25 protein-coding genes are annotated in these 23,161 nt (G+C 62.0%); all 25 read left to right on the top strand.

What is annotated here, in order from left to right:
- The first annotated feature begins 30 nt into the window (after window positions 1-30).
- The 25 genes from CO656_RS23110 to CO656_RS22990 all read left to right on the top strand — a co-directional run bounded on the left by CO656_RS23110 (window position 31) and on the right by CO656_RS22990 (window position 23,156).
- Window positions 31-522: a flagellar basal body-associated FliL family protein gene (locus tag CO656_RS23110; RefSeq protein ID WP_037423911.1), complete on the top strand. Its 492-nt coding sequence runs from the start codon at window positions 31-33 to the stop codon at window positions 520-522.
- 7 nt (window positions 523-529) lie between these two features.
- Window positions 530-1,267, top strand: a complete 738-nt coding sequence (gene fliP, locus CO656_RS23105) for a flagellar type III secretion system pore protein FliP (RefSeq protein WP_097527274.1) — start codon at window positions 530-532, stop codon at window positions 1,265-1,267.
- 283 nt (window positions 1,268-1,550) lie between these two features.
- Complete coding sequence (locus CO656_RS23100) at window positions 1,551-2,459, top strand: flagellin (protein ID WP_014761109.1); 909 nt, start codon at window positions 1,551-1,553, stop codon at window positions 2,457-2,459.
- Window positions 2,460-2,706: 247 nt separating this feature from the next.
- A complete protein-coding gene (locus tag CO656_RS23095) occupies window positions 2,707-3,627 on the top strand; it encodes a flagellin (RefSeq protein WP_037423917.1) in 921 nt (306 codons plus the stop codon).
- 303 nt (window positions 3,628-3,930) lie between these two features.
- Window positions 3,931-4,848, top strand: a complete 918-nt coding sequence (locus CO656_RS23090) for a flagellin (protein WP_037423920.1) — start codon at window positions 3,931-3,933, stop codon at window positions 4,846-4,848.
- Between the two features lie 302 nt (window positions 4,849-5,150).
- Window positions 5,151-6,113: a flagellin gene (locus CO656_RS23085; RefSeq protein ID WP_037423923.1), complete on the top strand. Its 963-nt coding sequence runs from the start codon at window positions 5,151-5,153 to the stop codon at window positions 6,111-6,113.
- Between the two features lie 372 nt (window positions 6,114-6,485).
- Window positions 6,486-7,139 (top strand): hypothetical protein, encoded by a 654-nt coding sequence (locus CO656_RS23080; RefSeq protein WP_097527273.1) that lies wholly within the window; start codon window positions 6,486-6,488, stop codon window positions 7,137-7,139.
- The gene (locus tag CO656_RS23075; RefSeq protein ID WP_097527272.1) at window positions 7,136-8,338 is read left to right on the top strand and encodes a MotB family protein; all 1,203 of its coding nucleotides are present in this window, start codon (window positions 7,136-7,138) and stop codon (window positions 8,336-8,338) included. The genes CO656_RS23080 and CO656_RS23075 overlap by 4 nt, the downstream gene beginning before the upstream one ends.
- Before the next feature lie 5 nt (window positions 8,339-8,343).
- The gene (gene motC, locus CO656_RS23070) at window positions 8,344-9,666 is read left to right on the top strand and encodes a chemotaxis protein MotC (protein ID WP_097527271.1); all 1,323 of its coding nucleotides are present in this window, start codon (window positions 8,344-8,346) and stop codon (window positions 9,664-9,666) included.
- Window positions 9,663-11,144, top strand: coding sequence for a flagellar hook-length control protein FliK (locus CO656_RS23065; RefSeq protein WP_097527270.1), 1,482 nt, complete (start codon window positions 9,663-9,665; stop codon window positions 11,142-11,144). Before motC ends, CO656_RS23065 begins: the two co-directional genes overlap by 4 nt.
- Window positions 11,095-11,646: a lytic transglycosylase domain-containing protein gene (locus tag CO656_RS23060; protein ID WP_037423938.1), complete on the top strand. Its 552-nt coding sequence runs from the start codon at window positions 11,095-11,097 to the stop codon at window positions 11,644-11,646. The genes CO656_RS23065 and CO656_RS23060 overlap by 50 nt, the downstream gene beginning before the upstream one ends.
- Before the next feature lie 272 nt (window positions 11,647-11,918).
- Window positions 11,919-12,590, top strand: a complete 672-nt coding sequence (locus CO656_RS23055; RefSeq protein WP_037423941.1) for a response regulator transcription factor — start codon at window positions 11,919-11,921, stop codon at window positions 12,588-12,590.
- Between the two features lie 85 nt (window positions 12,591-12,675).
- Window positions 12,676-13,896: a flagellar hook protein FlgE gene (locus tag CO656_RS23050; RefSeq protein WP_097527269.1), complete on the top strand. Its 1,221-nt coding sequence runs from the start codon at window positions 12,676-12,678 to the stop codon at window positions 13,894-13,896.
- Between the two features lie 21 nt (window positions 13,897-13,917).
- Window positions 13,918-15,348 (top strand): flagellar hook-associated protein FlgK, encoded by a 1,431-nt coding sequence (gene flgK / locus CO656_RS23045; RefSeq protein ID WP_097527268.1) that lies wholly within the window; start codon window positions 13,918-13,920, stop codon window positions 15,346-15,348.
- A gap of 2 nt (window positions 15,349-15,350) precedes the next feature.
- The gene (locus CO656_RS23040) at window positions 15,351-16,403 is read left to right on the top strand and encodes a flagellar hook-associated family protein (protein ID WP_097527267.1); all 1,053 of its coding nucleotides are present in this window, start codon (window positions 15,351-15,353) and stop codon (window positions 16,401-16,403) included.
- A 37-nt stretch (window positions 16,404-16,440) separates the two neighbouring features.
- Complete coding sequence (gene flaF / locus CO656_RS23035) at window positions 16,441-16,788, top strand: flagellar biosynthesis regulator FlaF (RefSeq protein WP_014327358.1); 348 nt, start codon at window positions 16,441-16,443, stop codon at window positions 16,786-16,788.
- The gene (gene flbT, locus CO656_RS23030) at window positions 16,785-17,234 is read left to right on the top strand and encodes a flagellar biosynthesis repressor FlbT (RefSeq protein ID WP_012706881.1); all 450 of its coding nucleotides are present in this window, start codon (window positions 16,785-16,787) and stop codon (window positions 17,232-17,234) included. Before flaF ends, flbT begins: the two co-directional genes overlap by 4 nt.
- Window positions 17,225-17,665: a flagellar hook assembly protein FlgD gene (gene flgD, locus CO656_RS23025; RefSeq protein WP_097527266.1), complete on the top strand. Its 441-nt coding sequence runs from the start codon at window positions 17,225-17,227 to the stop codon at window positions 17,663-17,665. Before flbT ends, flgD begins: the two co-directional genes overlap by 10 nt.
- A gap of 157 nt (window positions 17,666-17,822) precedes the next feature.
- Entirely contained in the window at window positions 17,823-18,089 is a 267-nt protein-coding gene (locus CO656_RS23020) for a flagellar biosynthetic protein FliQ (protein WP_097527265.1), read from the top strand.
- A 161-nt stretch (window positions 18,090-18,250) separates the two neighbouring features.
- Window positions 18,251-20,338, top strand: coding sequence for a flagellar biosynthesis protein FlhA (gene flhA, locus CO656_RS23015; protein ID WP_037423958.1), 2,088 nt, complete (start codon window positions 18,251-18,253; stop codon window positions 20,336-20,338).
- Window positions 20,335-21,087, top strand: a complete 753-nt coding sequence (gene fliR / locus CO656_RS23010; RefSeq protein WP_037423960.1) for a flagellar biosynthetic protein FliR — start codon at window positions 20,335-20,337, stop codon at window positions 21,085-21,087. The genes flhA and fliR overlap by 4 nt, the downstream gene beginning before the upstream one ends.
- 6 nt (window positions 21,088-21,093) lie before the next feature.
- Window positions 21,094-21,507, top strand: coding sequence for a hypothetical protein (locus CO656_RS23005; RefSeq protein ID WP_037423963.1), 414 nt, complete (start codon window positions 21,094-21,096; stop codon window positions 21,505-21,507).
- Window positions 21,508-21,607: 100 nt separating this feature from the next.
- A complete protein-coding gene (locus tag CO656_RS23000; protein ID WP_097527264.1) occupies window positions 21,608-22,153 on the top strand; it encodes a rod-binding protein in 546 nt (181 codons plus the stop codon).
- Window positions 22,154-22,221: 68 nt separating this feature from the next.
- A complete protein-coding gene (locus CO656_RS22995) occupies window positions 22,222-22,590 on the top strand; it encodes a hypothetical protein (RefSeq protein ID WP_037423967.1) in 369 nt (122 codons plus the stop codon).
- Window positions 22,590-23,156, top strand: a complete 567-nt coding sequence (locus CO656_RS22990; protein ID WP_097527263.1) for a hypothetical protein — start codon at window positions 22,590-22,592, stop codon at window positions 23,154-23,156. Before CO656_RS22995 ends, CO656_RS22990 begins: the two co-directional genes overlap by 1 nt.
- Window positions 23,157-23,161 lie beyond the last annotated feature (5 nt).

Below are 23,161 nucleotides of genomic sequence, written 5' to 3'. Positions count from 1 at the left end.
TGACATCCAGTACCGGAACGGAGCGGCACGATGGAAGAAACCGACACTAAAGAACCGAAATCCCCGTCGCTGGTCATGACCATTGCCGCGATCGCCGTGCTGACGCTCGTTGCCGGCGGCGGCGGCTGGTTCGTCGGCGCCCTTCTGGCCCCGCCACCGGCGAAGAAGCCGGAGGCTGCCGCCGAACTGCCTGAGCACGCCACCGGCGAGGAGGGTCTTCCGAAGATCGCCACCGAAGCCAACGGCATCGTCCAACTCGAGCCGATCACCACCAACCTTGCCTACCCGGCCGAAAACTGGGTCCGCATCGAGGTCGCGCTGCAGTTCAAGGGCGCGCCCGACGTCGCGCTCGCCGAAGAAATCCACCAGGACATCGCGGCCTATCTGAAGACCCTGTCGCTGCAGCAAATTCAGGGGCCGCGCGGCTTTCAATATCTCCGGGATGACATCCGGGAACGGGTTGACCTGCGCTCCGACGGGCGCGTAACCAATGTGATGTTCCGAACCTTCGTCATCCAATGATTCGCTGATGCTCCGGACTACTGCCTTTATAATCGCCATGATGGCGATGTCGGGAATTGCCGGGGCCCAGAGCTTTCCCGCCGATATTCTGAACACGCCGGTCGACGGTTCGGTCGCCTCCTGGATCATCCGCACCTTCGGGCTCCTGACCGTCCTTTCGGTCGCACCGGGTATCCTGATCATGGTGACGAGCTTTCCACGCTTCGTCATCGCCTTTGCGATCCTGCGCTCCGGCATGGGGCTTGCGACCACGCCGTCGAACATGATCATGGTGTCGCTGGCGCTGTTCATGACCTTCTACGTCATGGCGCCGACCTTCGACCGCGCCTGGCGCGACGGCATCGATCCGCTCCTGAAGAACGAGATCTCCGAGACCGAGGCGCTGACGCGGGTGTCGGAACCGTTCCGCGAGTTCATGCTCGCCAACACCCGCGACAAGGACCTGCAGCTCTTCATCGACATCGCCCGAGAAAAGGGCCAGACGGTCGTCGTCGACGACAAGGTGGATCTGCGCGCCGTCGTGCCAGCCTTCATGATCTCGGAGATCCGCCGCGGCTTCGAGATCGGCTTTCTGATCATGCTGCCTTTCCTGGTCATCGATCTCATCGTCTCCACCATCACCATGGCGATGGGCATGATGATGCTGCCGCCGACCTCGATCTCGCTGCCCTTCAAGATCCTGTTCTTCGTGCTGATCGACGGCTGGAACCTGCTCGTCGGCAGCCTGGTGCGCTCCTTCACCTGAGCCCGCCTCGGCGTCCCTCGTTAAGACATTTCCGGGACCCCGCAACAGTCCGTTAAGTATAGGATTTCACGCGCGATTCACTACGTTCTAGCGTCGCCTTCGGGGTGCCTCGCCGATTAAGGTGTTGGCAAGAAATGGCTGCGAATTTCGTCCTCACACGACGGGTTTGGTGTCCTTCACGAGCTGAGCGGAACCGAGTGGCATGATGCCGGATCGTCGTGACCGGTAACCTCTTCAGCCCGGTATGTCCCCCCAAAAGTATTTCGTAAAAGGGACAACGATTATGGCAAGCATTCTCACCAACAGCTCGGCAACCGCCGCTCTCCAGACCCTGCGTTCCATTTCTTCCAGCATGGAAGACACGCAGAACCGCATTTCCACGGGCATGCGCGTCGGCTCTGCTTCTGACAACGCCGCTTACTGGTCGATCGCGACCACCATGCGTTCTGACAACGCAGCTCTTTCGTCGGTCACCGACGCGCTCGGCATGGGCGCCGCCAAGGTCGATACCGCTTACGCCGGTATGGAAGCGGCCATCGATGTCGTCAAGGAAATCAAGGCGAAGATCGTCGCCGCAACGGAAGAAGGTGTCGACGGCGCAAAGGTCCAGGAAGAAATCGACCAGCTTCAGGACCAGCTCCTGAGCATTGCGGAATCGGCCTCGTTCAACGGCGAAAACTGGATTGCCGGCGAGGCAGCGACCAAGACCGTCGTCACCGGCTTTGTCCGCGCTTCGGACGGCACCGTCTCGATCAAGACGTCCAGCTATGCCCTTACTGATGCGGCTGACGGTACGCTCCTCTTCGCCGACGATGGCGCCGGTGGTCTCGACACCGCGACCGGCATCCTCGGCACCGACGGCACCAACGGCAACAATGTCTACGGCCTCGATATCTCTGCAATGGACGCGACCGCGCTCGGAGAAGCGCTCTCCGACGTCGAAGACGCGCTCACCGCGATGACCAGCGCTGCCTCTTCGCTCGGTTCGATGTCGACCCGCATCGATCTGCAGGCTGACTTCGTTTCCGAACTCAGCGACTCGATCGAAAACGGTATCGGCCGCCTTGTCGACGCCGACATGAACGAGGAGTCGACCCGCCTGAAGGCCCTGCAGACGCAGCAGCAGCTTGCGATCCAGGCCCTGTCGATCGCCAACTCCGACTCGCAGAACATCCTGTCGCTCTTCCGCTAATCGGCGAACCGGCACGGGGCTGACCGTGCCGCAACGCTGGAAAAGAGCCGCGACCGAAGCCGGTCGCGGCTTTTTCGTATTTTTTATTCCACTTCAGCATTCCTTAACCATCTTGCTGTTTCCTAGCACCATCGAAACGGCGGGTTAACCAACAAAATTAATTGGTTAGCAGGCATGATGCTGACCGTCGCTTGCCGGCGTACTCCGGAATGTCCCTTCTTAATCAGCCACTAAGGGGCACTCAGAAATGACAAGCATTCTTACCAACATCGCAGCCATGTCCGCACTTGAAACGCTGCGGAGCATCGGCAACAACATGGAAACGACCCAGGGCCGCGTCTCTTCCGGCCTGCGCGTCGGCGAGGCTTCGGACAACGCTGCCTACTGGTCGATCGCGACCACGATGCGCTCCGACAACATGGCGCTCTCCGCCGTCCAGGACGCCCTCGGCCTCGGCGCCGCCAAGGTCGACACCGCCTATGCCGGTATGGAATCCGCCATCGAAGTCGTGAAGGAAATCAAGGCCAAGGTCGTGACCGCAACTGAAGAAGGCGTCGACAAGGCCAAGGTCCAGGAAGAGATCGATCAGCTTCAGGAACAGCTGCTGTCGATCGCCGAATCCGCTTCATTCAGCGGTGAGAACTGGATCGGCGGCGTCGCCGGCAACACTGTGACCGTCGTGTCCGGCTTCGTCCGTGCCTCCGACAGCACCGTCTCCGTCAAGACGACGAGCTATGCGCTTGTCGATGGCGTCACCGGCGGCAACCTGCTGTTCAGCGACGACGGCACGGGTGCTCTCGATACGGCAACCGGCATCCTGGGTACCGCCGGCGCTTCCGCCGGCGGCTACGCTGTCTACTCGCTGGATATCAGCGCTCTGGCGACGGCGGACATGAATGACGTGCTGTCGGATGTGGACGATGCACTCTCGGCCATGACCAGCGCTGCTGCTGAGCTCGGCTCGATCTCCATGCGCATCGGCTTGCAGGAAGATTTTGTCGCGAAGCTGTCCGACTCGATCGACTCCGGCGTTGGCCGCCTCGTCGATGCCGACATGAACGAGGAATCGACCCGCCTCAAGGCCCTGCAGACGCAGCAGCAGCTCGCCGTTCAGTCGCTGTCGATCGCCAACAGCAACTCGGAGAACGTTCTCCAGCTCTTCCGTTAATCGACGGAACCGGACCAGGGATCACTCGTTCCCTCATAGGTCGAGCCACTTCAGAAAGCCGCGCCTTGCGAAAGGCGCGGCTTTCGCGCATTTGGGCTCCAGCGCAAGGAAATTGTTAGGTTTTGTTAATTTTGTTAACTCGCCTTTAGAGTTTGTTAACCATGTTCCCGTTAGCTGGCCGCACCGAAACAATGAGTTAACCAAGGTGACCAGCGGGTTAACAGGCATGAAGCCGATCATTCGTCCCGGCGGCAATCCGGAATGCTCAATTCATTCTAATGCCATTCGAGGGGCGAGCAGACAATGACCAGCATCCTGACGAACACGGCGGCGATGGCCGCACTTCAGACCCTCCGCGCGATCGACGACAATATGGAGACGACGCAGGGCCGGGTTTCATCAGGGTTGCGCGTCGGCGAGGCAGCCGACAATGCCGCATACTGGTCAATTGCCACCACCATGCGTTCCGATAACATGGCGCTTTCCGCCGTCCAGGACGCGCTCGGACTTGGGGCTGCCAAGGTCGATACCTCCTATGCCGCGATGGAAAGCGCCATCGAAGTCGTCAAGGAAATCAAGTCGAAAATCGTCGCCGCCACCGAAGAAGGTGTCGACAAGACGAAGATCCAGGAAGAAATCGACCAGTTGCAGGAGCAACTGATGTCGATCGCTGAGTCTGCCTCCTTCAGCGGCGAAAACTGGGTTGCCGGCGACGCGGCCGTCAAGAGCGTGGTCTCGGGCTTCGTGCGCGCCTCCGATGGTACCGTTTCGGTGAAGACCACAGCCTATACACTCGACGATACGGCGACGGGCAATCTGCTCTTCGGCGGTGATGGCGCCGGCGCCATCGTGGACACCAACGGCATTCTCGGCACCACCGGTGGTGCGACGATCGGCGTCTCTATTTATGCTCTCGATATCACCGGCTTCGACACCGCCGAAATGGCCGAAGCTCTGACGCTCGTCGAAGATGGCCTCCAGGCGATGACCAGCGCGGCCTCGGAACTCGGCTCGATCTCCATGCGCATCGGCCTTCAGGAGGAGTTCGTCGCGGCCCTGACCGACTCGATCGACTCGGGCATCGGACGCCTCGTCGATGCCGACATGAACGAGGAATCGACTCGCCTGAAGGCCCTGCAGACGCAGCAGCAGCTCGCCGTCCAGTCGCTGTCGATCGCCAATACCAACTCGGAAAACATCCTCCAGCTCTTCCGCCAGTAGGATCTGTCCACAGCCTTCTGAGGCTCCAAGCACACTATCTTCGCAAGGCCGCGCCACTATTGCGCGGCCTTTTGTCGTTGTCGATGTCCCCGGTACTCGAACGGTGAAGTAACCCTTTCTTCACCCGCCTTAACAAGCGGTTAACCGCGTTAACCATTTGTTAACCATTTCCCATTAACGCTTTGTTAAACACGATGGTCTGTCACCCAGGGCAAAACGGTGGCAGCGCGCATGATGCCGCACCATCCCTGCCGGTCACACCCGGAATGTCTTCGATCTCCCATCGACAGGGGCGATAGCCAATGACCAGCATCATGACCAACGCTGCCGCCATGGCGGCATTGCAGACCTTGCGTTCGATCAACAGAAACCTGGACGAGACCCAAAGCCGCGTGTCCTCCGGCTATCGCGTCGAGACCGCCGCCGACAACGCTGCCTATTGGTCGATCGCGACCACGATGCGGTCGGACAATGCGGCGCTTTCGACGGTCCAGGACGCGCTTGGCCTGGGCGCGGCCAAGGTCGATACTGCCTATGCGGCCTTGGACACCGTCATCGAGCTGATGAGCGAGGTCAAGGCGAAGCTGGTCGCGGCACGCGAACCCGGCGTCGACAAAAGCAAGATCGACAAGGAGATCTCGCAACTCAAGGACCAGCTGGTCTCGGCCGCCCAGTCGGCATCCTTCTCGGGTGAGAACTGGCTCTACAACGACGCGGCTACGGCGGTTGGCACGAAATCCATCGTCGCCTCCTTCAATCGCAGCGCGGATGGCAGTGTCTCGGTTACGACGCTTGATTACGACACCTCGGGCTCAATTCTCGTCGACGTCCAGGATGCAAGCGCCGGCTTGCTGACGATGGCGGTGGATGCGGATGCGCTTGCCTCTAGCCCGACGGGAACGGCGCGCGAATATTACCTGATCGACGCCGGCAGCCCGCCGACCGGAACGGAAATCGCGCTTTCCGAAACGACTACCGATAACGAGTTGGACGACATGATCAGCGTCGTCGACGAGCTCATCAGCCAGCTGACCGATTCCGCCGCGACGCTCGGCGCGATCACCAGCCGCATCGAGATGCAGGAAAACTTCGTCGCCAACCTCATGGATGTGATCGACAAGGGTGTCGGCCGACTCGTGGACGCCGACATGAACGAGGAGTCGACGCGCCTGAAGGCGCTGCAGACCCAGCAGCAGCTCGGCATCCAGTCGCTGTCGATCGCCAATACCAACTCCGAAAACATCCTCAGATTGTTCCAGGAGTAAGCGAGATCTTCGCTTCCGCCGTGCCGCCGGTCATCGGCATCAGGCGGGACTGGTTGGACCGCGCTGTTGCCCTGGCGCGGTCCAACAACCTTCATTTTCGCACAAGTTTGACCGGCTAGCCTTTCCTCGCAGTCTGCTCGGCCGGCTGCCGGCCAAGATGATCCTGGTCGCCGTTGCACCGGTCCCGCTTCGGGTCCTCCACCGCGAACCGTTGCGCATCGAGAATGCTGGTCCTGTCGCTGTCTCGGGCGGAAGGGCCGAAGGAGACATCATAGACGTGTCAGGCGCTTTGGATTTCTGGACCATGTGCCACCCCCTGCCGGGCGGGGGACGTGCGCCGGCATTGGCTGCGAGCCGCCGGGGGGATCATCGATGAGTGCGTCGCTCTCCCGTTATCTCAAGGATTTCAGCGCGCCGAAGATCGAAATCACGCGCATGCCGCCGAAATATTTTCCGGACCTCGAGGCGGACTTCCCCGCCGAAGATCGGACCGCCCAGAGGCCCGCCATGCCTGAACTCGACGTCGATGCCGAGCGGCGCGAGGCTTTCGCGCAGGGTCGCGCGGAGGCCGCCGCCGAGCTCGCCTTCGAGCATCAGCGGGAAATCGCCGAGCTCAAGGCGCGCCACGCCGAGGACCTCGATGCCGTGAAGCATCGCCTGGCGGAAGACACAGCTTCGAAACTCGCCGCCGGGTTCTCCCAGATCACCGAGCGGCTGGCCCTGGCGCTTGGCGACCAGGCGGCGCGGGTGCTCGCGCCGGTCATGGAGGAGGCACTCATCAAGCGCGCCGTCGAAGACCTGGCGGCGATGGTCAGGCAGGGCATCGGCGCGGGAGAGGGGCTCACCATCACCGTCAAGGGATCGCCGGTGCTCTTCGAAGCGCTGAAACAGCATCTCGACGACGACACTCTGGTTTTCCGGCACGTCGTTGCCGACGACATCGATCTGACGGTTGAGCTGGGCGAAGCGGTTCTGGTGACCAGAATGGCGGCCTGGTCCGAAACCGTGCGGAAGGTTCTGGCATGAGCGAAGAAAGCCATCACAACGGCAAGAACGAAATCATCATCGTCAAGCGCTCCGGCGATGGACACGACGGCCATCACGGCGGCGGCTGGAAGATCGCCTATGCCGACTTCATGACGGCGATGATGGCCTTCTTCCTAGTCATGTGGTTGATCAACGCCGCCAACGAGGAAACGAAGGCGGCAATCGCTTCCTATTTCAATCCGGTGCAGCTCACCGACCAGAAGCCCGCGGAAAAGGGCCTGAAGAATCCGGCCAAGGATGCGCAGGGTGACGAGACGCAGCAGCGGTCGAAGGCGGATGGCGAGCAGGCGAAGTCCGGCGGCTCGGCCAAGACCGGCGACCAGCTGACGGCAACCTCGGGCGAGGAGACCAAATATTCCGACGCCGACTTCTTCGAGAACCCCTATTCGGTTCTCTCCGAAATCGCCAAGGAGGTCGGCCAGCAGGCCAATATCAGTGCCAAGGGCGAGGGCGGTGCCGCCCAGTCGGGCCCGGCGACCGGTGCCGACGGCGGCGAGGCCTATCGCGATCCGTTTGATCCGGATTTCTGGACCAAGCAGGTCGAGGTCAAGGACGCCGGCGATGCGGCCGAAAGCGACGTCGCGGCGGCTGAGAGGCGCGGCCCCGAGACCGATGCCGGTGAGAAGCCGGAGGCCGGCGAGGCGCTGAAGACCGCGGACGAGACTGCAAAGGGCGAAGTGCCACTCAAGAAGGAAGCGGACGCAGAGGAGCAGAAGAAGCGGGCCGAGGCCCTGAAGGCCGAAATCGAAAAGGCGGTCGGCGGCGAGGCCGGGCGGCTTCTCGAGGGACTGGTGGTGACGCCCTCCGAGGGCGGCCTGCTGGTGACGATCAGCGAGCAGACGGACGCGCCGATGTTTGCGGTGGGTTCCGCCGTTCCCGGCAAGGAGCTCGTCCTTGCCATGGAAAAGATCGGCAAGCTGCTCGCCGAGCGCCAGGGCGCCGTGGCGATCCGCGGCCACACGGATGGCCGTCCGTTCAAAGACGGCACCTATGACAACTGGCGGCTGTCGGCGGCGCGTGCCCAGAGCGCCTATTACATGCTGGTGCGCGGCGGTCTCAAGGAAGAGCGCGTTAATCAGATCAGCGGCTTTGCGGACCGGCGCCTGCAGGTGCCGAACGATCCTTATGCCGCCGGCAACCGGCGGATCGAGATCCTGCTGCAGGCGGGGCAGGGCTGAGAGAGATGCTGAAGCGGCTCTGCGCCATCCTGGCGACAACAGTTCTTGCGGCTCCGCTCGCGTTTGGCGTGGCCCGCGCAAGCGAAACGGAAGAGCTCGCGCCGTTCAAGATGATCCGGTCGCTTCAATACGTCCAGGATTCCGTCGTGCTCGGCGATCACTCGGCGATCGAGATGCAGCGTTTCATGCTAGGCGAGATCGACAAGCGCCTGAGGGCGGCCGACGAAGCGATTTTTCGCGACCCCCGCAACGTCGATGCGGCGCTCGTCTACGTGATGAGCGGCGGCAATCCGGAAACGCTGGAATATCTCACCGACAGGGATATCGAGGGCAATTTCGACGCCCGCGTCACCGACTCCCTCAGGCAATATCTGCGCGGCAAGGGGCCGTTGATCGTCGAAAGCCTCTCCAAGGCGGCACCCGAATACAAGAACTCCCGGGTCGGTCCCTACCTGTTTCTGATCCTCGGCAACGCCTCGTCGCAGCAGGACCCGGTCGCCGCGATGAGATATTACGACTGGGCGCGTCTGACGGCGCCCGGGACGATCATAGAGGAGGCGGCGCTTCGCCGGTCCGTTTCGCTTGCGGTCCAGGCAGGCGATCAGGAAAAGGGCTTCCGCTATGCGCTGAACTATGCCCGCCGCTATTTGACATCGCCCTATGCGAGCCAGTTCGCCGACGTCTTCGTCGACCTGGCGGTCGCGCATTTCGACGAGGCGGTCGAAAAGAGAGTCGCCGAGATACTCGGCTGCATGGATCAGGCGCGGCAACGCGAGGTCTATCTGCGCGTCGCCAGGCGCGCAGCGATCGCCGGCAACGAGACGCTGGCGCGGCTGGCATCCGGCCGGGCCGAAGAGCTCGCACGGGCCGGCGGCGGCCAATCGCTGCTGCTGGCGAGCTTCTACGAGGGGCTCGCGGCCGTACCCTCCGAGGATGTGTTCACGGCGGCACAGACGCTGGCGGCAATTCCGGACGACAAGCTCTCGCCGCGCGACCGGGCCCTCAGGGAGGCCGCCAGGGCGATTGCGGAAGAGGTTGTGCGACGACCGCAGGATGAAAGCCCCGCGCAAGCGTCCTTGCCTATACCGGAGACACCCCCTGCCCCTGAGACCGAAGGCGGCGAAGCGGGGGAAACGGGAAGCGGCATGAGCCCCTTTGCCGACGCGACCCATACCTCGCCGCCCGAGAAGGCGCCCGCGCCGGGTGGCGAGCCGCCGACTGGCGCCGAACACGCTGCGGCATCCGATCCGGCTGTCGACGATTTCGTGGCCAATGGGCGCTCGAAGATCAAGGAGATCGATGCGCTCCTTGCGGAGGAAGGACTATGAGGCCACTTGAAGAGACATTCCGTGCTCCCGCCGCGGCGCTGGGAACCCGATCCGGGTCCCGGCAGGGCGGCAACGAGCAGGTTGCCGGGGAGCCCGGGGCCTTCGAGAGCGTGGTCGCCGATGCCGGCCGCCAGAAGGCGTCTGCCCAGGGTGCAATTCAGGACGCCGGATCGGATGCAGTTGACGCGCTTCCGGACGGCGCCCAAACGGCGGGTACCGAGTTCACCATCGGCAATCGCAAGCCAAGCATCTTGATCGCAAGCGCCGCCGTCACTGGAACCGGGCGGCTATCGACGCCTTCGGCGCCAGGCCATGCTCAGGGCGATCCGAACGGCGCGCTGCTGGAAGGCCAGCAATCCTCCGAGCTCAAGGTTGTTCGGGACAAAGGAAACCGGCAGTTTTCGGCGGCTTCCATCGCGGGAGAAGAGGCCGGCAAACCCCAAGACAAGACGGCCACGGATAGCCCGAAAGATCACAGGCTCGTGGAGACTGGCGCGGCGGAGAGTTCCGGGGCGTCCGATCAGATGTCGAATAGCAATGCCGCCTCCGGCGCGCCGGCCAACGGCCCTGTCAGCGACCTCCTGACCTTGCTTGGCGGCAATGCGCCGGCGGCAATGCAGATCGACAGCGCCGGTGGTGAGATCACGGACAAGACGATGCGTTCTGCAGTCGACCGCACCGCCGGCCCGGCGGCCGAGATGTCGAATATCCTGTCGGACGCCACAGCGGAAGACGGTTCACGGACCGAACAGCAAGGTGACGCAGGATCGGACCGCCTCTTCCGCCTGGCTCGCGCCGACGGCAAGGGGCAGGCGGTCTCGATGACCATTTCGGCGGGCGGCGAAGCGACCGCCGTCGAGAACGGCAATTCATCAGCCAGTGCCAGGGCCGAGACGGTGACCGTCCTCGAGGCGCGCCGCTATCTCGGGGTGGCGATGAATACAAACTCCGCCGCCGTGGCCGGCGCGATTGCCGGTGACGGCGAATGGGCACAGGCGCTCCAGTCGAGCCCCCTCCTGGCGCAGCCGGAGGCGTCGAACCAAGCCGGCAAGACGCTGAACACGCTCAAGATCCAGATGCATCCGATCGAACTCGGCACGGTCACGGCCACGCTGCGCCTGAAGGACGACGAACTGCAGGTCGATCTCAAGGTGGAAACAGGCGAGGCCTTCCGTCAGTTGCGCGACGACCAGAGCGAGATAGTGAAGGCCTTGCGCGCCCAAGGCTTCGCTGTCGATCAGGTGAACGTCGTGTTCAATGCCGGCGGCGATGCTTCGAGCGGCAGCGGTTCGCATCCGCAGACGCAGGCCCAGCTTGGCCAGTCGGGCGGCGAGCGCACCGGCGGAGACAGCGGGCAGGGACGTCAGCAGCAAGACGGAGGCGCGGCGGCACAGGCCGAGACATGGTGGGGCAATGATGGAACGGACGATGCGTCTGGCGGCGTTGAGCATTCTCGCACTGGTGACGTCTACATGTAGCGCCCTTGCGAGCACCGGCATCTGCGAGCGCGAGATTGCGTCGGCTGCGGCGAAATACGGTATTCCGACGGGAATCCTCTACTCGGTCGGGCTGACGGAGACCGGCCGCAAGGGGTCGCTCCAGCCCTATGCCATGAACATCGAGGGCAAGGCTTATTTCGGCACGAGCGTTCAGGATGTCCTCAGCCGATTCGGCGCGGCGCGGGCGCAGGGGGCGAAGCTCATCGATCTCGGCTGCATGCAGATCAATTATCATTTCCACGGCGAGCATTTCAGCTCTCCGGAGGAAATGCTTGATCCCAGGCGGAATGTCGACTATGCCGCGCGCTTCCTCTCCAATCTGCGCGCCAGACACGAGAGCTGGACGATGGCGGTCGCCCGCTATCACGCCGGGCCGAACAACGATCCGGCGCAGAAGAAATATGTCTGCAGGGTCATCGCGAACCTCGTCGCCACGGGCTATGGAAAGTGGACGCCGAACGCGGCGCAGTTTTGTCAATAATCAATCGAAGGTTGTGATAATCGGGCCGCTGCCGCATTGTGGCGACAATGCGAACAGATTGTGATCGCAAGCGCTATTTGTTGCCATGCGTTAACTTTTCCACACGAATTTAGTGTCAGCGTTAACAGGGACATACTAGATATAGATCAAATCGGCACGCATTCCTTAATCAACTATTAAAATCTCCCATTAACTTCCTCTAGTTGTTCGTGAATCCCCGGATTCGTACCTCTCAATCAGCAAGACACCCATACTGATTCGGAGGCGGACGAATGATCGTGGTGGTTGATGAAAGAGAGCTTGTGAAGGATGGCTACGCGTCGCTTTTCGGACGCGAGGGCATTCCTTCGACCGGGTTTGATCCCAAGGAATTCGGCGAATGGGTGAACACCGCCGCCGATTCGGACATCGATGCGGTAGAGGCGTTCCTGATCGGGCAGGGCGATAGCGCTTTCAGCCTGCCGCGGGCGATCCGCGATCGCTCCCAGGCGCCGGTGATCGCCATGAGCGACACGCCGTCGCTCGAAAACACCCTGGCGCTGTTCGACTGCGGCGTCGACGATGTCGTTCGCAAGCCCGTCCATCCGCGGGAAATCCTCGCACGGGTCGCGGCGATCCGTCGGCGCCTGAAGGCCATTGCCAACTACACCGACATCGGCCCGATCCGCGTCTTTGCCGACGGCCGCGACCCGGAGATTAACGGCGAAGTCTTCGCGCTGCCGCGCCGCGAGCGGCGCATTCTCGAATATCTCGTCGCCAATCGCGGCCGGCGGGTATCCAAGTCGCAGATCTTCAATGCGATCTACGGCATCTTTGACGAAGACGTCGAAGAGAACGTCGTCGAAAGCCACATCAGCAAGTTGCGCAAGAAGTTACGCAAGAAGCTCGGCTTCGACCCGATCGATTCCAAGCGTTTCCTTGGCTACTGCATCGACTGGAACTGAGCCGGACCACAACCTGGTCCCCAAGACAGGTTCACGCAAGGCCCGACTTCTAGTCTCCCACTGAAGCAGGAAACGAGGATCCTCTATGAGTCTCTACGGTACCATGAGAACGGGCGTCTCTGGCATGAACGCCCAGGCCAACCGCCTCAGCACGGTGGCTGAAAACATCGCGAATTCTAGCACTACCGGCTACAAGAGGGCGTCGACCGAATTCTCCTCGATGATCCTGCCTTCCAGCAACGGCTCCTACAATTCCGGCGGGGTCCAGACATCGGTGCGCTACTCGATTTCCGACCAGGGCTCGACGACCTACACGACATCGGGAAGCGACCTTGCGATCGACGGCGATGGCTTCTTCATCGTTCAAGGCGCCAACGGCCAGGAGTACCTGACGCGCGCCGGGGCCTTCGTCCAGGACGACGCTGGCAATCTCGTCAACGCCGCCGGCTTCACCCTGATGGGCTACGAGTACGAAGCGGGCGTGGATCCGACGGTCGTCGTCAACGGTTTCGATGGCCTGACCGAGGTCAACCTCGCTTCGGAAGGCCTGTCGGCGGCGGGCTCGACCGCCGGCGCGATGGGCGCCAACCTGCCTTCCGGTGCCGCGAACGGCGATGTGTCGACGACCTCCCTCATCGTCTACGACAGCCAGGGCAACACCCGCATCCTGGATTTCAACTACACGAAGCTTGCCGATAACCAGTGGGAACTGGAGATCATCGACAGGACCTCGGCCCTCTCTCTCGGCACTGCGACGCTGGATTTCGACACCGACGGCGTCCTGACTACCTCGCCGGGAAGCCTGACGCTGGACCCGACCGGGGCCGGTCTCAACCCCATTTCCGGTACGGGCGCTGTGCTCAACGACATCGTCATCGACTTTTCCGAGACGACTCAGCTTGGCACGTCGTTCACGCCGGACGGCGGCGAGATCGACGGCAACGCCCCGAGCAAGGTTTCCGGCTATCAGATCGACACCGACGGCGTCGTCTACATCAAATATGCTAACGGCGAGCTCGAGCCGCGCTATCGCATTGCTCTCGCCAATGTCCAAAGCCCCGACAAGCTGGTGCCGGAATCCGGTAACGTCTATTCGCAGGGCGTCGATTCCGGCGTCATCGTCACCGGCTTCGCCGGGTCCGGCAGCTTTGGCGAGATCCTTTCCGGCGCGCTTGAAAGCTCGAATGTCGACATCGCCGACGAGCTGACGTCGATGATCGAATCGCAGCGCAACTACACGGCCAACTCCAAGGTCTTCCAGACCGGTTCGGAGTTGCTCGAAGTTCTTGTCAACCTGAAGCGGTAATTCCCAGAAAACGGTCCCAGCATGTCGTTGTCCTCGGCAATCGCAATTGCGCAATCAGCATTCAGCACCACGGCCTCGCAAACGGCCACGGTGTCGAAGAACGTCGCCAATGCGAGCAACGCGGATTACTCGCGCCGCATGGCCATGCTGGGAACCACGGCCGACGGCGCCCAGATCGTCTCCGTCTACCGGGCGCAGAACGAGGCTCTGCTCAAGCAGAATCTCACCAGCATCTCGCAATCCTCGGCGCAGAGCAGCCTGCTTTCCGGGCTCGAGCTGTTGAAATCGGCGCTCGGCGGCAACGACTACGAGACGGCGCCATCGACCTACCTTTCCACCTTCCGCAACAGCCTGCAGACCTTCGCCTCGACACCGGGCAACTCGACGATCGCCGCAACCGTCGTCGCGGACGCCTCGGACCTTGCCAATTCGATCACTAAGACGGCGACCGCGGTCCAGGACCTGCGTCTCGATACCGACAAGCAGATCGCCGAAGAGGTCGACAACCTGAATGCACTGCTCGCCAGTTTTGAAACGGCGAACAACGCCGTCAAGGAAGCGACGGCGGCGGGCACCGACGCCTCGGCCGCGCTCGACGACCGCGACAAGCTCCTGAAGCAGATCTCCGAGCTCGTCGGCATTTCGACCGTCACCAGGGCGGACAACGATACGGTCATCTATACCTCGGACGGAACGGTCCTCTTCGAGACGCAAGCCCGGCAGGTGACGTTCACGGCAACCTCGGCCTTCGATGCATCGACGACCGGAAACGCCATCTTCGTCGACGGGGCGTCGCTTTCAGCCGGCGCCGGCGCCGACACGACCGCAGAGGGAAAGCTCGCGAGCCTCTTGCAGCTCCGCGACGACATCGCGCCGACCTTCCAGTCGCAACTCGACGAGATGGCCCGCGGCCTGGTCAGCCTCTTCCAGGAGGACGGCGCCCCCGGCCTTTTCACCTGGGCGGACGGAACGGTTCCCGCCGACGGGACGATCGAGCCCGGCATCGCCGCGTCGCTGACTGTCAACGCCGCCGCGCAAACCGATCCGTTCCTGCTTCGCGACGGCGGATTCAACGGCCTCGTCTCCAACCCCGGCGGCGCCACGGATCCGAATTCCGGCTACACCGATCTCCTCGACGGCTTCATCACCGCCATGGACGGCGACATTGATTTCGACGCGGCGGCGGGGCTCGACAGCACCAGTTCGATCATGGAATTCGCCGCCTCGTCGATCGGCTGGTTCGAGCAGATCCGCAGCGCTGCCTCGACGGCCGACGACAACAAGACGGCTCTCCTGGCACGGACGGAGGAAGCGCTGGGCAACGTCACCGGCGTCAGCATCGATGAAGAGCTCTCGCTGCTGCTCGATCTCGAACAGTCCTACAAGGCATCTGCCAAGTTGATCAGTACCGTGGACGCCATGATGGCGTCCCTTCTGGAAGCCGTGAGGTAATCATGAAGACGTCCTTCGTTTCTAATCTGGCGGTGCAGAATGCCATGCGCCTGACCATTCAGCAGGGCCAGGAGGAACTGCTGAAGCTTCAGGAGGAGGTTTCGACCGGCCGGCATGCGGATGTCGGCCTCGAGCTCGGCTCCTCCACGGCGCGCTCCGTCAACCTGCAGCGCGAGCTTGCTCGGTTGGAAACCCTGGTCGATACCAACGCCGTCGTCACGCAGCGGCTGGCGTCCTCTCAGGAAGCCCTTGGAACGATGGCGGAGGCTGCCGAGCAGGTGCGCAATACGCTCGTCACCTTCAAGGGCAACGATTCCGTCGACCAATTGTCGGTCCAGAAGACCGAGATCGAAAGCGCCATGTCGCTTTTCACCGCCTCGGCGAACACGTCCTTCAACGGCGAGTTCCTGTTTGCCGGCATCAACACCGATGTGAAGCCTTTCGAAGACTATGCCGCAACCGGTTCGGCCGCGAAGACGACCTTCGACGATGCGCTCGCGACCTACATGTCCGGCAACGGCATCTCTTCCATGAGCGACTTCACTGAGGCGCAGATGGAAGACTTCATCACCAACACCCTCGAGCCACTCTATACGGACGACACGCAGTGGGCCACCGATTGGTCCGCGGCCTCGAGCCAGAACATGACGAGCCGCATCAGCACGTCCGAAGTCGTGCAGAGCTCGACCAATGCGACGACGACCGGCTTCCGCAAGTTCGCTCTTGCGAGTGTGATATCCTCGGAACTGATGGACGAGGATATCGGATCGGACGTCCGGGCCTATGTCGGCGAGGCGGCACTCGGCTATGTCGAGCAGGCGATCACCGGGATCACCGCCGAACGCAGCACGCTAGGCATTTCCGAAGCGCGCGTGGAAAAGGCGAACACCTCGCTCGAAGTTCAGATCAAGCTCATCAACACCCACATCACCGATCTCGAGGGGGTCGACACCTATGATGCGTCGACCCGGATGAACACGCTGCTGACGCAGATGGAGACGTCCTACACCCTCACCGGAAGGATCCAGCAGTTGAGTTTGATAGATTTCCTCTGATGACAAGAGGATAAGGACAAGCATGAAGGATGTCTGAATGTATCAGTTTGCATACGCCGAGATCATGGAGGAAGGCGTAGCCGTTTCCAAGGATCGCGAGTGGCAAGTCCTCAATCGCTCGATCGCGCTCCTGGAAGCGGCAAAGCAGCAGAAGGGATACTCAAAGGAAGCGATCGAGGCGATCTACTACACCCGACGCGTCTGGATACGCTTCATCGAGGACCTGCGCGCTCCGGATAACCAGCTCAACGACGAACTGCGTGCCAATCTGATCTCGATCGGGATCTGGATACTGAACGAGACGGAGAAGATCCGCAAACGCGACTCCTCCAACTTCCAGGGCATAATTGACATTACCACCATCATCAGGGATGGACTGAAATGAAGAGCACACTGCGTATCTCGCTGAAATCGGGCGAACGAATCTTTGTAAACGGCGCGGTGCTTCGCGTTGACCGCAAGGTCGCCGTGGAATTCCTCAACGACGTTACCTTCCTCCTGGAAAACCACGTCCTGCAGCCGGAAGACGCCACGACACCGTTGCGGCAGCTCTACTTCATCGCCCAGATGATCCTGATCAATCCGGAAGGCGCCGAGCAGTCGACCGCCATGTTCCGCAAGTCGATCGTCATGCTGCTCGCCTGCTTCAAGAACGAGGAAGTTCTGGCGGAGCTGAAGCGCATCGACGGCCTGGTCACCCAGGGCCGTGCCTTCGAAGCGCTGAAGGCGATCCGCGGTCTTTACCCGATTGAAGAGCGCATCCTGAACAATCAGGAAATCACGCCGGCCACGATCGACCAGATTCGCAAGGAGATCGCGCCATGGCGGTAAGCGGAGTATCCTCGAGCACCTCGACGACCTCGACGACGAGTTCAACTTCGACGAGCAGCACCGACGCGACTGACGCGACCCTGAACTATCAGAGCTTCCTGAAGCTGCTCATCGCGCAGATGCAGAACCAGGATCCGACCGATCCGATGGATGCGACCGAGCAGATATCGCAGCTGGCGACCTTCTCGCAGGTCGAGCAATCGATCAAGACGAACAGCAATCTCGAAAGCCTGCTGGCGAGCGAAAGTCTTACCCAGGCTTCGACCTACATCGGCAAGACGATCACCAGCAGTGACGGCAAGACGAGCGGGGTCGTCGCCGAGGTCGAGGTGACCTCCGACGGCGTGATCGCGATCACCACCGACGGCAAAGAGATCGCCATCGAGACCGGCATCACCGTATCGACGACCTCGTCCGGCTCGGCGACGTAATTCCTGCTCTTTAGAGCGGCGGCGGCGGACCACGCACACATAGTTGGCCCTGGCTTGACCGGCGCCGGTGATTGTTGAGAATCCTCTGAAGAATCACCCTCGAACCTGAAAGCTTCGCCGCTGCTCGTGCGCGCCGGCAGGATAGGACGAAACGCGAATGAATGAGGCGGACGCTCTCGATATCGTGCAGGCAGCGATCTGGACCGTGATCGTCGCCTCGGGTCCCGCCGTTCTGGCCGCCATGGTGGTCGGCGTTATCATCGCTTTTATCCAGGCGCTGACCCAGGTTCAGGAAATGACGCTGACCTTCGTGCCGAAGATCCTGGCGGTGATGGTCACGGGGGCGATCTCGGCGCCGTTCGTCGGTGCACAGATCTCCATCTTCACCGACATCATCTTCTCACGAATCCAGTCGGGGTTCTGAGACTTTCGCCGCTTTATTCGGCGGGCGGAAAACTGCGCGTACCTTCCTCATCCCATCCCAATACCACCCTCGCGCAAGCTTGGGTCTCTAGATCTTCCGTCATAGTTTGGGGCAGCTACGCGCGGCGCGCTGCCCGCCTCTCATGACGAGACGGAAGAGACATGGCACAACAGGCGACCCTGACCATCCCGAAACTCGCACCGAAGAGCCGGGACATTGGCTTCGCGCTCGGGATCGTGATGATCCTGTCGATCCTGTTTCTGCCCATTCCGCCGGTTCTCATCGACTTCGGGCTGGCCTTCTCCATCGCCTTCTCGGTGCTGATCCTGATGGTGGCGCTGTGGATTCAGCGGCCGCTCGAATTCTCGTCCTTTCCGACGATCCTGCTGATCTCGACGATGACCCGCCTGGCGCTGAACATCGCCACGACACGCGTCATCCTCTCCCATGGCCACGAGGGGCATGGCGCCGCCGGCGGCGTCATCTCGGGCTTTGCCAGCCTCGTCATGTCCGGCGACTTCGTCATCGGTCTGATCGTCTTCCTCATCCTGATCACGGTGAACTTCATCGTCATCACCAAGGGTGCGACGCGTATCGCCGAAGTTGGCGCCCGCTTCACCCTCGATGCGATCCCCGGCAAGCAGATGTCGATCGACGCCGATCTGTCGGCCGGGCTGATCGACGAGAAGGAGGCGCAGCGCCGCCGCCGCGAGCTGGAGGAGGAGAGTTCCTTCTACGGTGCGATGGACGGTGCCTCGAAATTCGTCCGCGGCGATGCGATTGCCGGCCTGATCATCACGGCGATCAATGTCTTCGGCGGCATCATCATCGGCTATCTGCGCCACGACATGCCGATCGGCGAGGCGGCGGATGTCTTCGTCAAGCTTTCGGTCGGCGACGGCCTCGTTTCGCAGATCCCGGCGTTGATCGTCTCGCTCGCCGCCGGCCTTCTCGTGTCGCGCGGCGGCACCGCCGGCTCGACCGACCAGGCCGTCGTCGGTCAGTTGAGCGGCTACCCGCGGGCGCTGATGGTTGCGGCCGGCCTCATCGTCCTCCTCTCCGTGATGCCAGGCCTGCCCTTCGTGCCCTTCGCGGTACTCGGCGGCGGCATGGCCTTCCTGGGATGGGCTATCCCGAGGCAGATCGAAGCGGCCAATGCCGAGAAGCGCGCCCAGGAGGCAGAGAAGGCGCAGCAGACGAAGGACAGCGACAGGGATTCCGTCAAATCGGTGCTGAAAACGGCGGAGATCGAGCTCCTGCTCGGCAAGCAGGTCTCCACCCGACTGCTCGGCGCGCATCAGGAGCTCGCCTTCCGCGTCGGCAAGATGCGCCGCAAGTTCGCCCTGCAATACGGGCTCGTCGTTCCGGAGATCAAGGTTTCCGACGATATCTCCATTCCGGACAAGGCCTATCACATCCGCATCCACGGCACGACCGTCGCCTCCAACACCGTGCGCGTCGGCGAAGTGCTCGTCGTTACCGGCGGCGGCCGCCGCCCCAGCGTCCCCGGCGACGAGATCCGCGAGCCGGCCTTCGGCATGCCGGCGCTTTCCATACTGGAGACCTTCACGGAAGACCTGAAGCGCGAGGGCTTCCACCCGATCGACAACGTCTCGGTCGTGCTGACGCATTTGAGCGAAGTGATCCGCAACAACCTGCCGCAGCTTCTTTCCTACAAGGACGTGAAGGTGCTGATCGAGCGGCTCGATCCGGAATACCGCAAGCTCGCCGACGAGATCTGCACCTCGCACATGTCCTATTCCGGCCTGCAGGCGGTCCTCAAATTGCTGCTCGCCGAACGCGTTTCGATCCGCAACCTGCATCTCATTCTCGAAGCCGTGGCGGAGTTGGCGCCGCATGTCCGCAAGACCGAGCAGATCGTCGAACATGTCCGGGTGCGCATGTCGCAGCAGCTCTGCGGCGATCTTGCCGAAAACGGCGTGCTGCGCGTGCTCCGGCTCGGCAACAAGTGGGACATGGTCTTCCACCAGGCGCTGAAGCGCGACGCCAAGGGCGAGATCGTCGAGTTCGACATCGACCCGCGCCACCTGGAGGAGTTCAGCGAGCAGGCGACGAAGGTTATCCGTGAACATCTCGACCGGGGCGTGCCCTTCGTGCTGGTAAGTTCGCCCGAATCCCGCTCATATGTGCGCATGATCATCGAACGCCTCTTCGCAACGCTGCCCGTGCTCTCCCATGTCGAGCTCGCCAAGGGGCTGGAAATCAAGATCATCGGCGCGCTTTCATGATCACCGATCCCGAGGGCACGGTGCTTGCGCTGTTTGCGGCATTCTGTCGGATCGGCGGCTGCATCATGATCATGCCGGGGTTCTCGACGGCGCGCGTTCCCATGCAGGTGCGGCTGTTCATCGCCGTCGCGCTCTCCATGGCCATCCTGCCGATCATGTGGACCGACATCTATCCTGCGGTCGCCGACAAGGGCCACAGCTACATCTATCTCATTGCGACCGAGAGCGTCATCGGCGCCGTCATAGGCCTCGTGGCACGCTACTACGTGCTCGGCCTGCAATTTGCCGGGACGGCCATCACCATGCTGATCGGCTTCAACCCGCCGCCGGCGACCGACGTGCTCGAAGAAACGGCGGAAAACCAGCTCACCAGCATGATCAGCTTCGCCGGCCTGATGCTTCTCTTCATGCTCGACTTTCACCACGTGATCTTCGAGGCCATCGCGCAGTCCTATCGTGCGATGCCGATCGGCATCGGCTTCGATCCGCAGGGCATGCTGATCACGCTTTCGAATTCGCTCGGGCAGACTTTCATGATCATGCTGCGCCTGGCGAGCCCCTTCGTGATTTACGGCCTGCTGTTCAACGTGGCGATCGGCATGGTCAACAAGCTTGCCCCGCAGGTTCCGGTCTATTTCATTTCCCAGCCCTATCTGATCATGGGCGGCCTGTTCCTGCTCTATCTCGGCGTGGCGGCGATGCTGCGCCTGTTTGCCGACGGCTTCGCGCCGGTGATGCAAGGTGGCTAGAAAACGATGAAATCGCGGTCGGATAAACTGAAGCGCCTGGTCGCCGTGCAGCGGCACCTTGAGCGAATGGCCGAAAGCGAACTTGCCGAGACGGCCCGCCAGCGCGGCGTGCTGGCCGAAACGATCGATGTCGTCGTCGATGCCATGGGCTCGGCCCATCCCATGCACCGCGTCTTCTCGGGTCATTATGCCTCGCAGCTCGGCCGGCTGATGCAGAAGGACCAGATGCTGCTCGGCATGCAGCAGGTGCACGAGGCGCGCATGCTGAAGGAGCGTGCGAAGGGCGATCGGCTGGAAGAGAGCATGAAGGAGGCGCGCATGGCGGAAGACCGCCAGGCGGACGACAATCAGGTACTCGACCTCATCGATCAGCATGTCGCCGGTTACGCGCCAGCTTCCGGTAAGGTTGAGGGGCGATAGTGGGTTATCCGGGCGGGCCGTCGAAAAGGTCCTCCGGTTCGCACTGATTGCGCTGCCCCGTGTGACAAGACGCAGGGCCGCCGTCTCGAAAGGATCTGACATGGCTATTTCCCCGCCCAGCGATCTGGTGCTGGACGTCGTCCGCGCGGCCGATCCGGCGGAAGTGCAGGAGGCGCAGGCACGGCTCAAGTCCAATCGCGCCGCCTTTCAGGCCACTAGTCTTGCGGAAAACGGCAAGGGCTTCGCCGCTGCGGTTTCGGTGCTGAATTCCTCGGAAGGATCGACCGGCCTCGGCGACATCAGCAACCGCGTCGAACCGAAGAAGGTGCCGGAGACCTACCGCAAGTTCGAGGCGATGGTGCTGCAGAATTTCGTCAAGTCGATGCTGCCGAGCGAAAGCGAGAACGTCTTCGGCAAGGGCACGTCAGGCGAGGTCTGGAAAGGCATGATGGCGGAGCAGATTGCCAACGTGCTGGCTGACGGCGGCGTCATCGGCATAGCCGACCGGATGGTCGGCAGCGATCCGGCCGAACGCGCCAATGCGCGGCTTGACGACGATACGAGCAACCTCGCCGCCGGCATGATTCACGAATTCGAGCGCAATGCCGGGCTGCTGACCGCCGACGAGAAGAAGAACCAGGCATGATTTGGTCGGGACGGCTTGCGCCTTTGTAGGCTGCCTTCCCTGAAACGCATTAATTCGGGAGTTGATTTATGGAAGCTGTGGCATCCCACGATCTGCGGATACAGAACGTTCTCGGCCGGTTGGAGATGATCATCGACAACGAGAACAGCCGCATCGGCGTGGACCCGAAATTCGACATCAAGACGTCGAACGCGCACAAGAGCCGCTGCCTTTACGAGCTGACAATGTTGCATCGAGCCGCCGGGCCCGGCGAAATCTCGCCCTCCTTCGCTTCGCAGACGCGCCACCTCAGGCAGAAGCTGAAGCTTAACGCCCAGAAGGTCGAGGCGCATCTCGAAGCCGTGCGCTCGGTCGTCGATCTTCTGAAGACCGCCGCTCAGGACGCCGATGCCGATGGCATCTACACCGAAGCGCAATTCCGCTATAGCGATTTCTGATGCTGAAGCTTGTCCTCACCGGGGTTTGGGTCTGCGCCGTGACGCTCGGATCCGTCTATTTCTCGATGCAGTACGCCTCGGCGCCTGTTCTCTCGGACGCCGAGGCCGACAGGCGGGCATCGGAGGAATATGTTCCGGGAGAGATCATCACCGTCCCGGTGATCGAGGACGGCGCGGTCCAGGGCTACTTCCTGGCGAAATTGTCTTTTTCGGCAACGCGGGAGGGGATAAAGAAGCTCCACGCACCGCTCCGACAGATCGTGACCGACGAACTCTATGACATGCTCGTCGGCTCGCGGTTCGTCGATGTCGCCGACACCGGCAGCTTCGACCTGCCGAGCTTCAAGGTCGCCGTCAAGGACGGCCTCAACAAGAAGCTGGGTGGCGAGGTCATCACCGAAGTCCTGGTGGAACAGCTCGAATATCTCGGCAAGGACGACATGAACCGCGCCGCGAATGGCGAGGACAGGCCCTACAAAGAGCCCGTTGCCGTGGTCGACAGGAACGGCAAGGTCGCTGCCGACAAGATCCCCGAAGGAGCCGTGAAGGCGACGAGCGGCCATTGAGGCCC

The sequence above is a fragment of the Sinorhizobium sp. FG01 genome (genome assembly GCF_002531875.1).
In the GTDB taxonomy this organism is placed as follows: Bacteria; Pseudomonadota; Alphaproteobacteria; order Rhizobiales; family Rhizobiaceae; genus Sinorhizobium; species Sinorhizobium fredii_C.
This window is presented reverse-complemented; position numbering and strand designations above follow the sequence as displayed.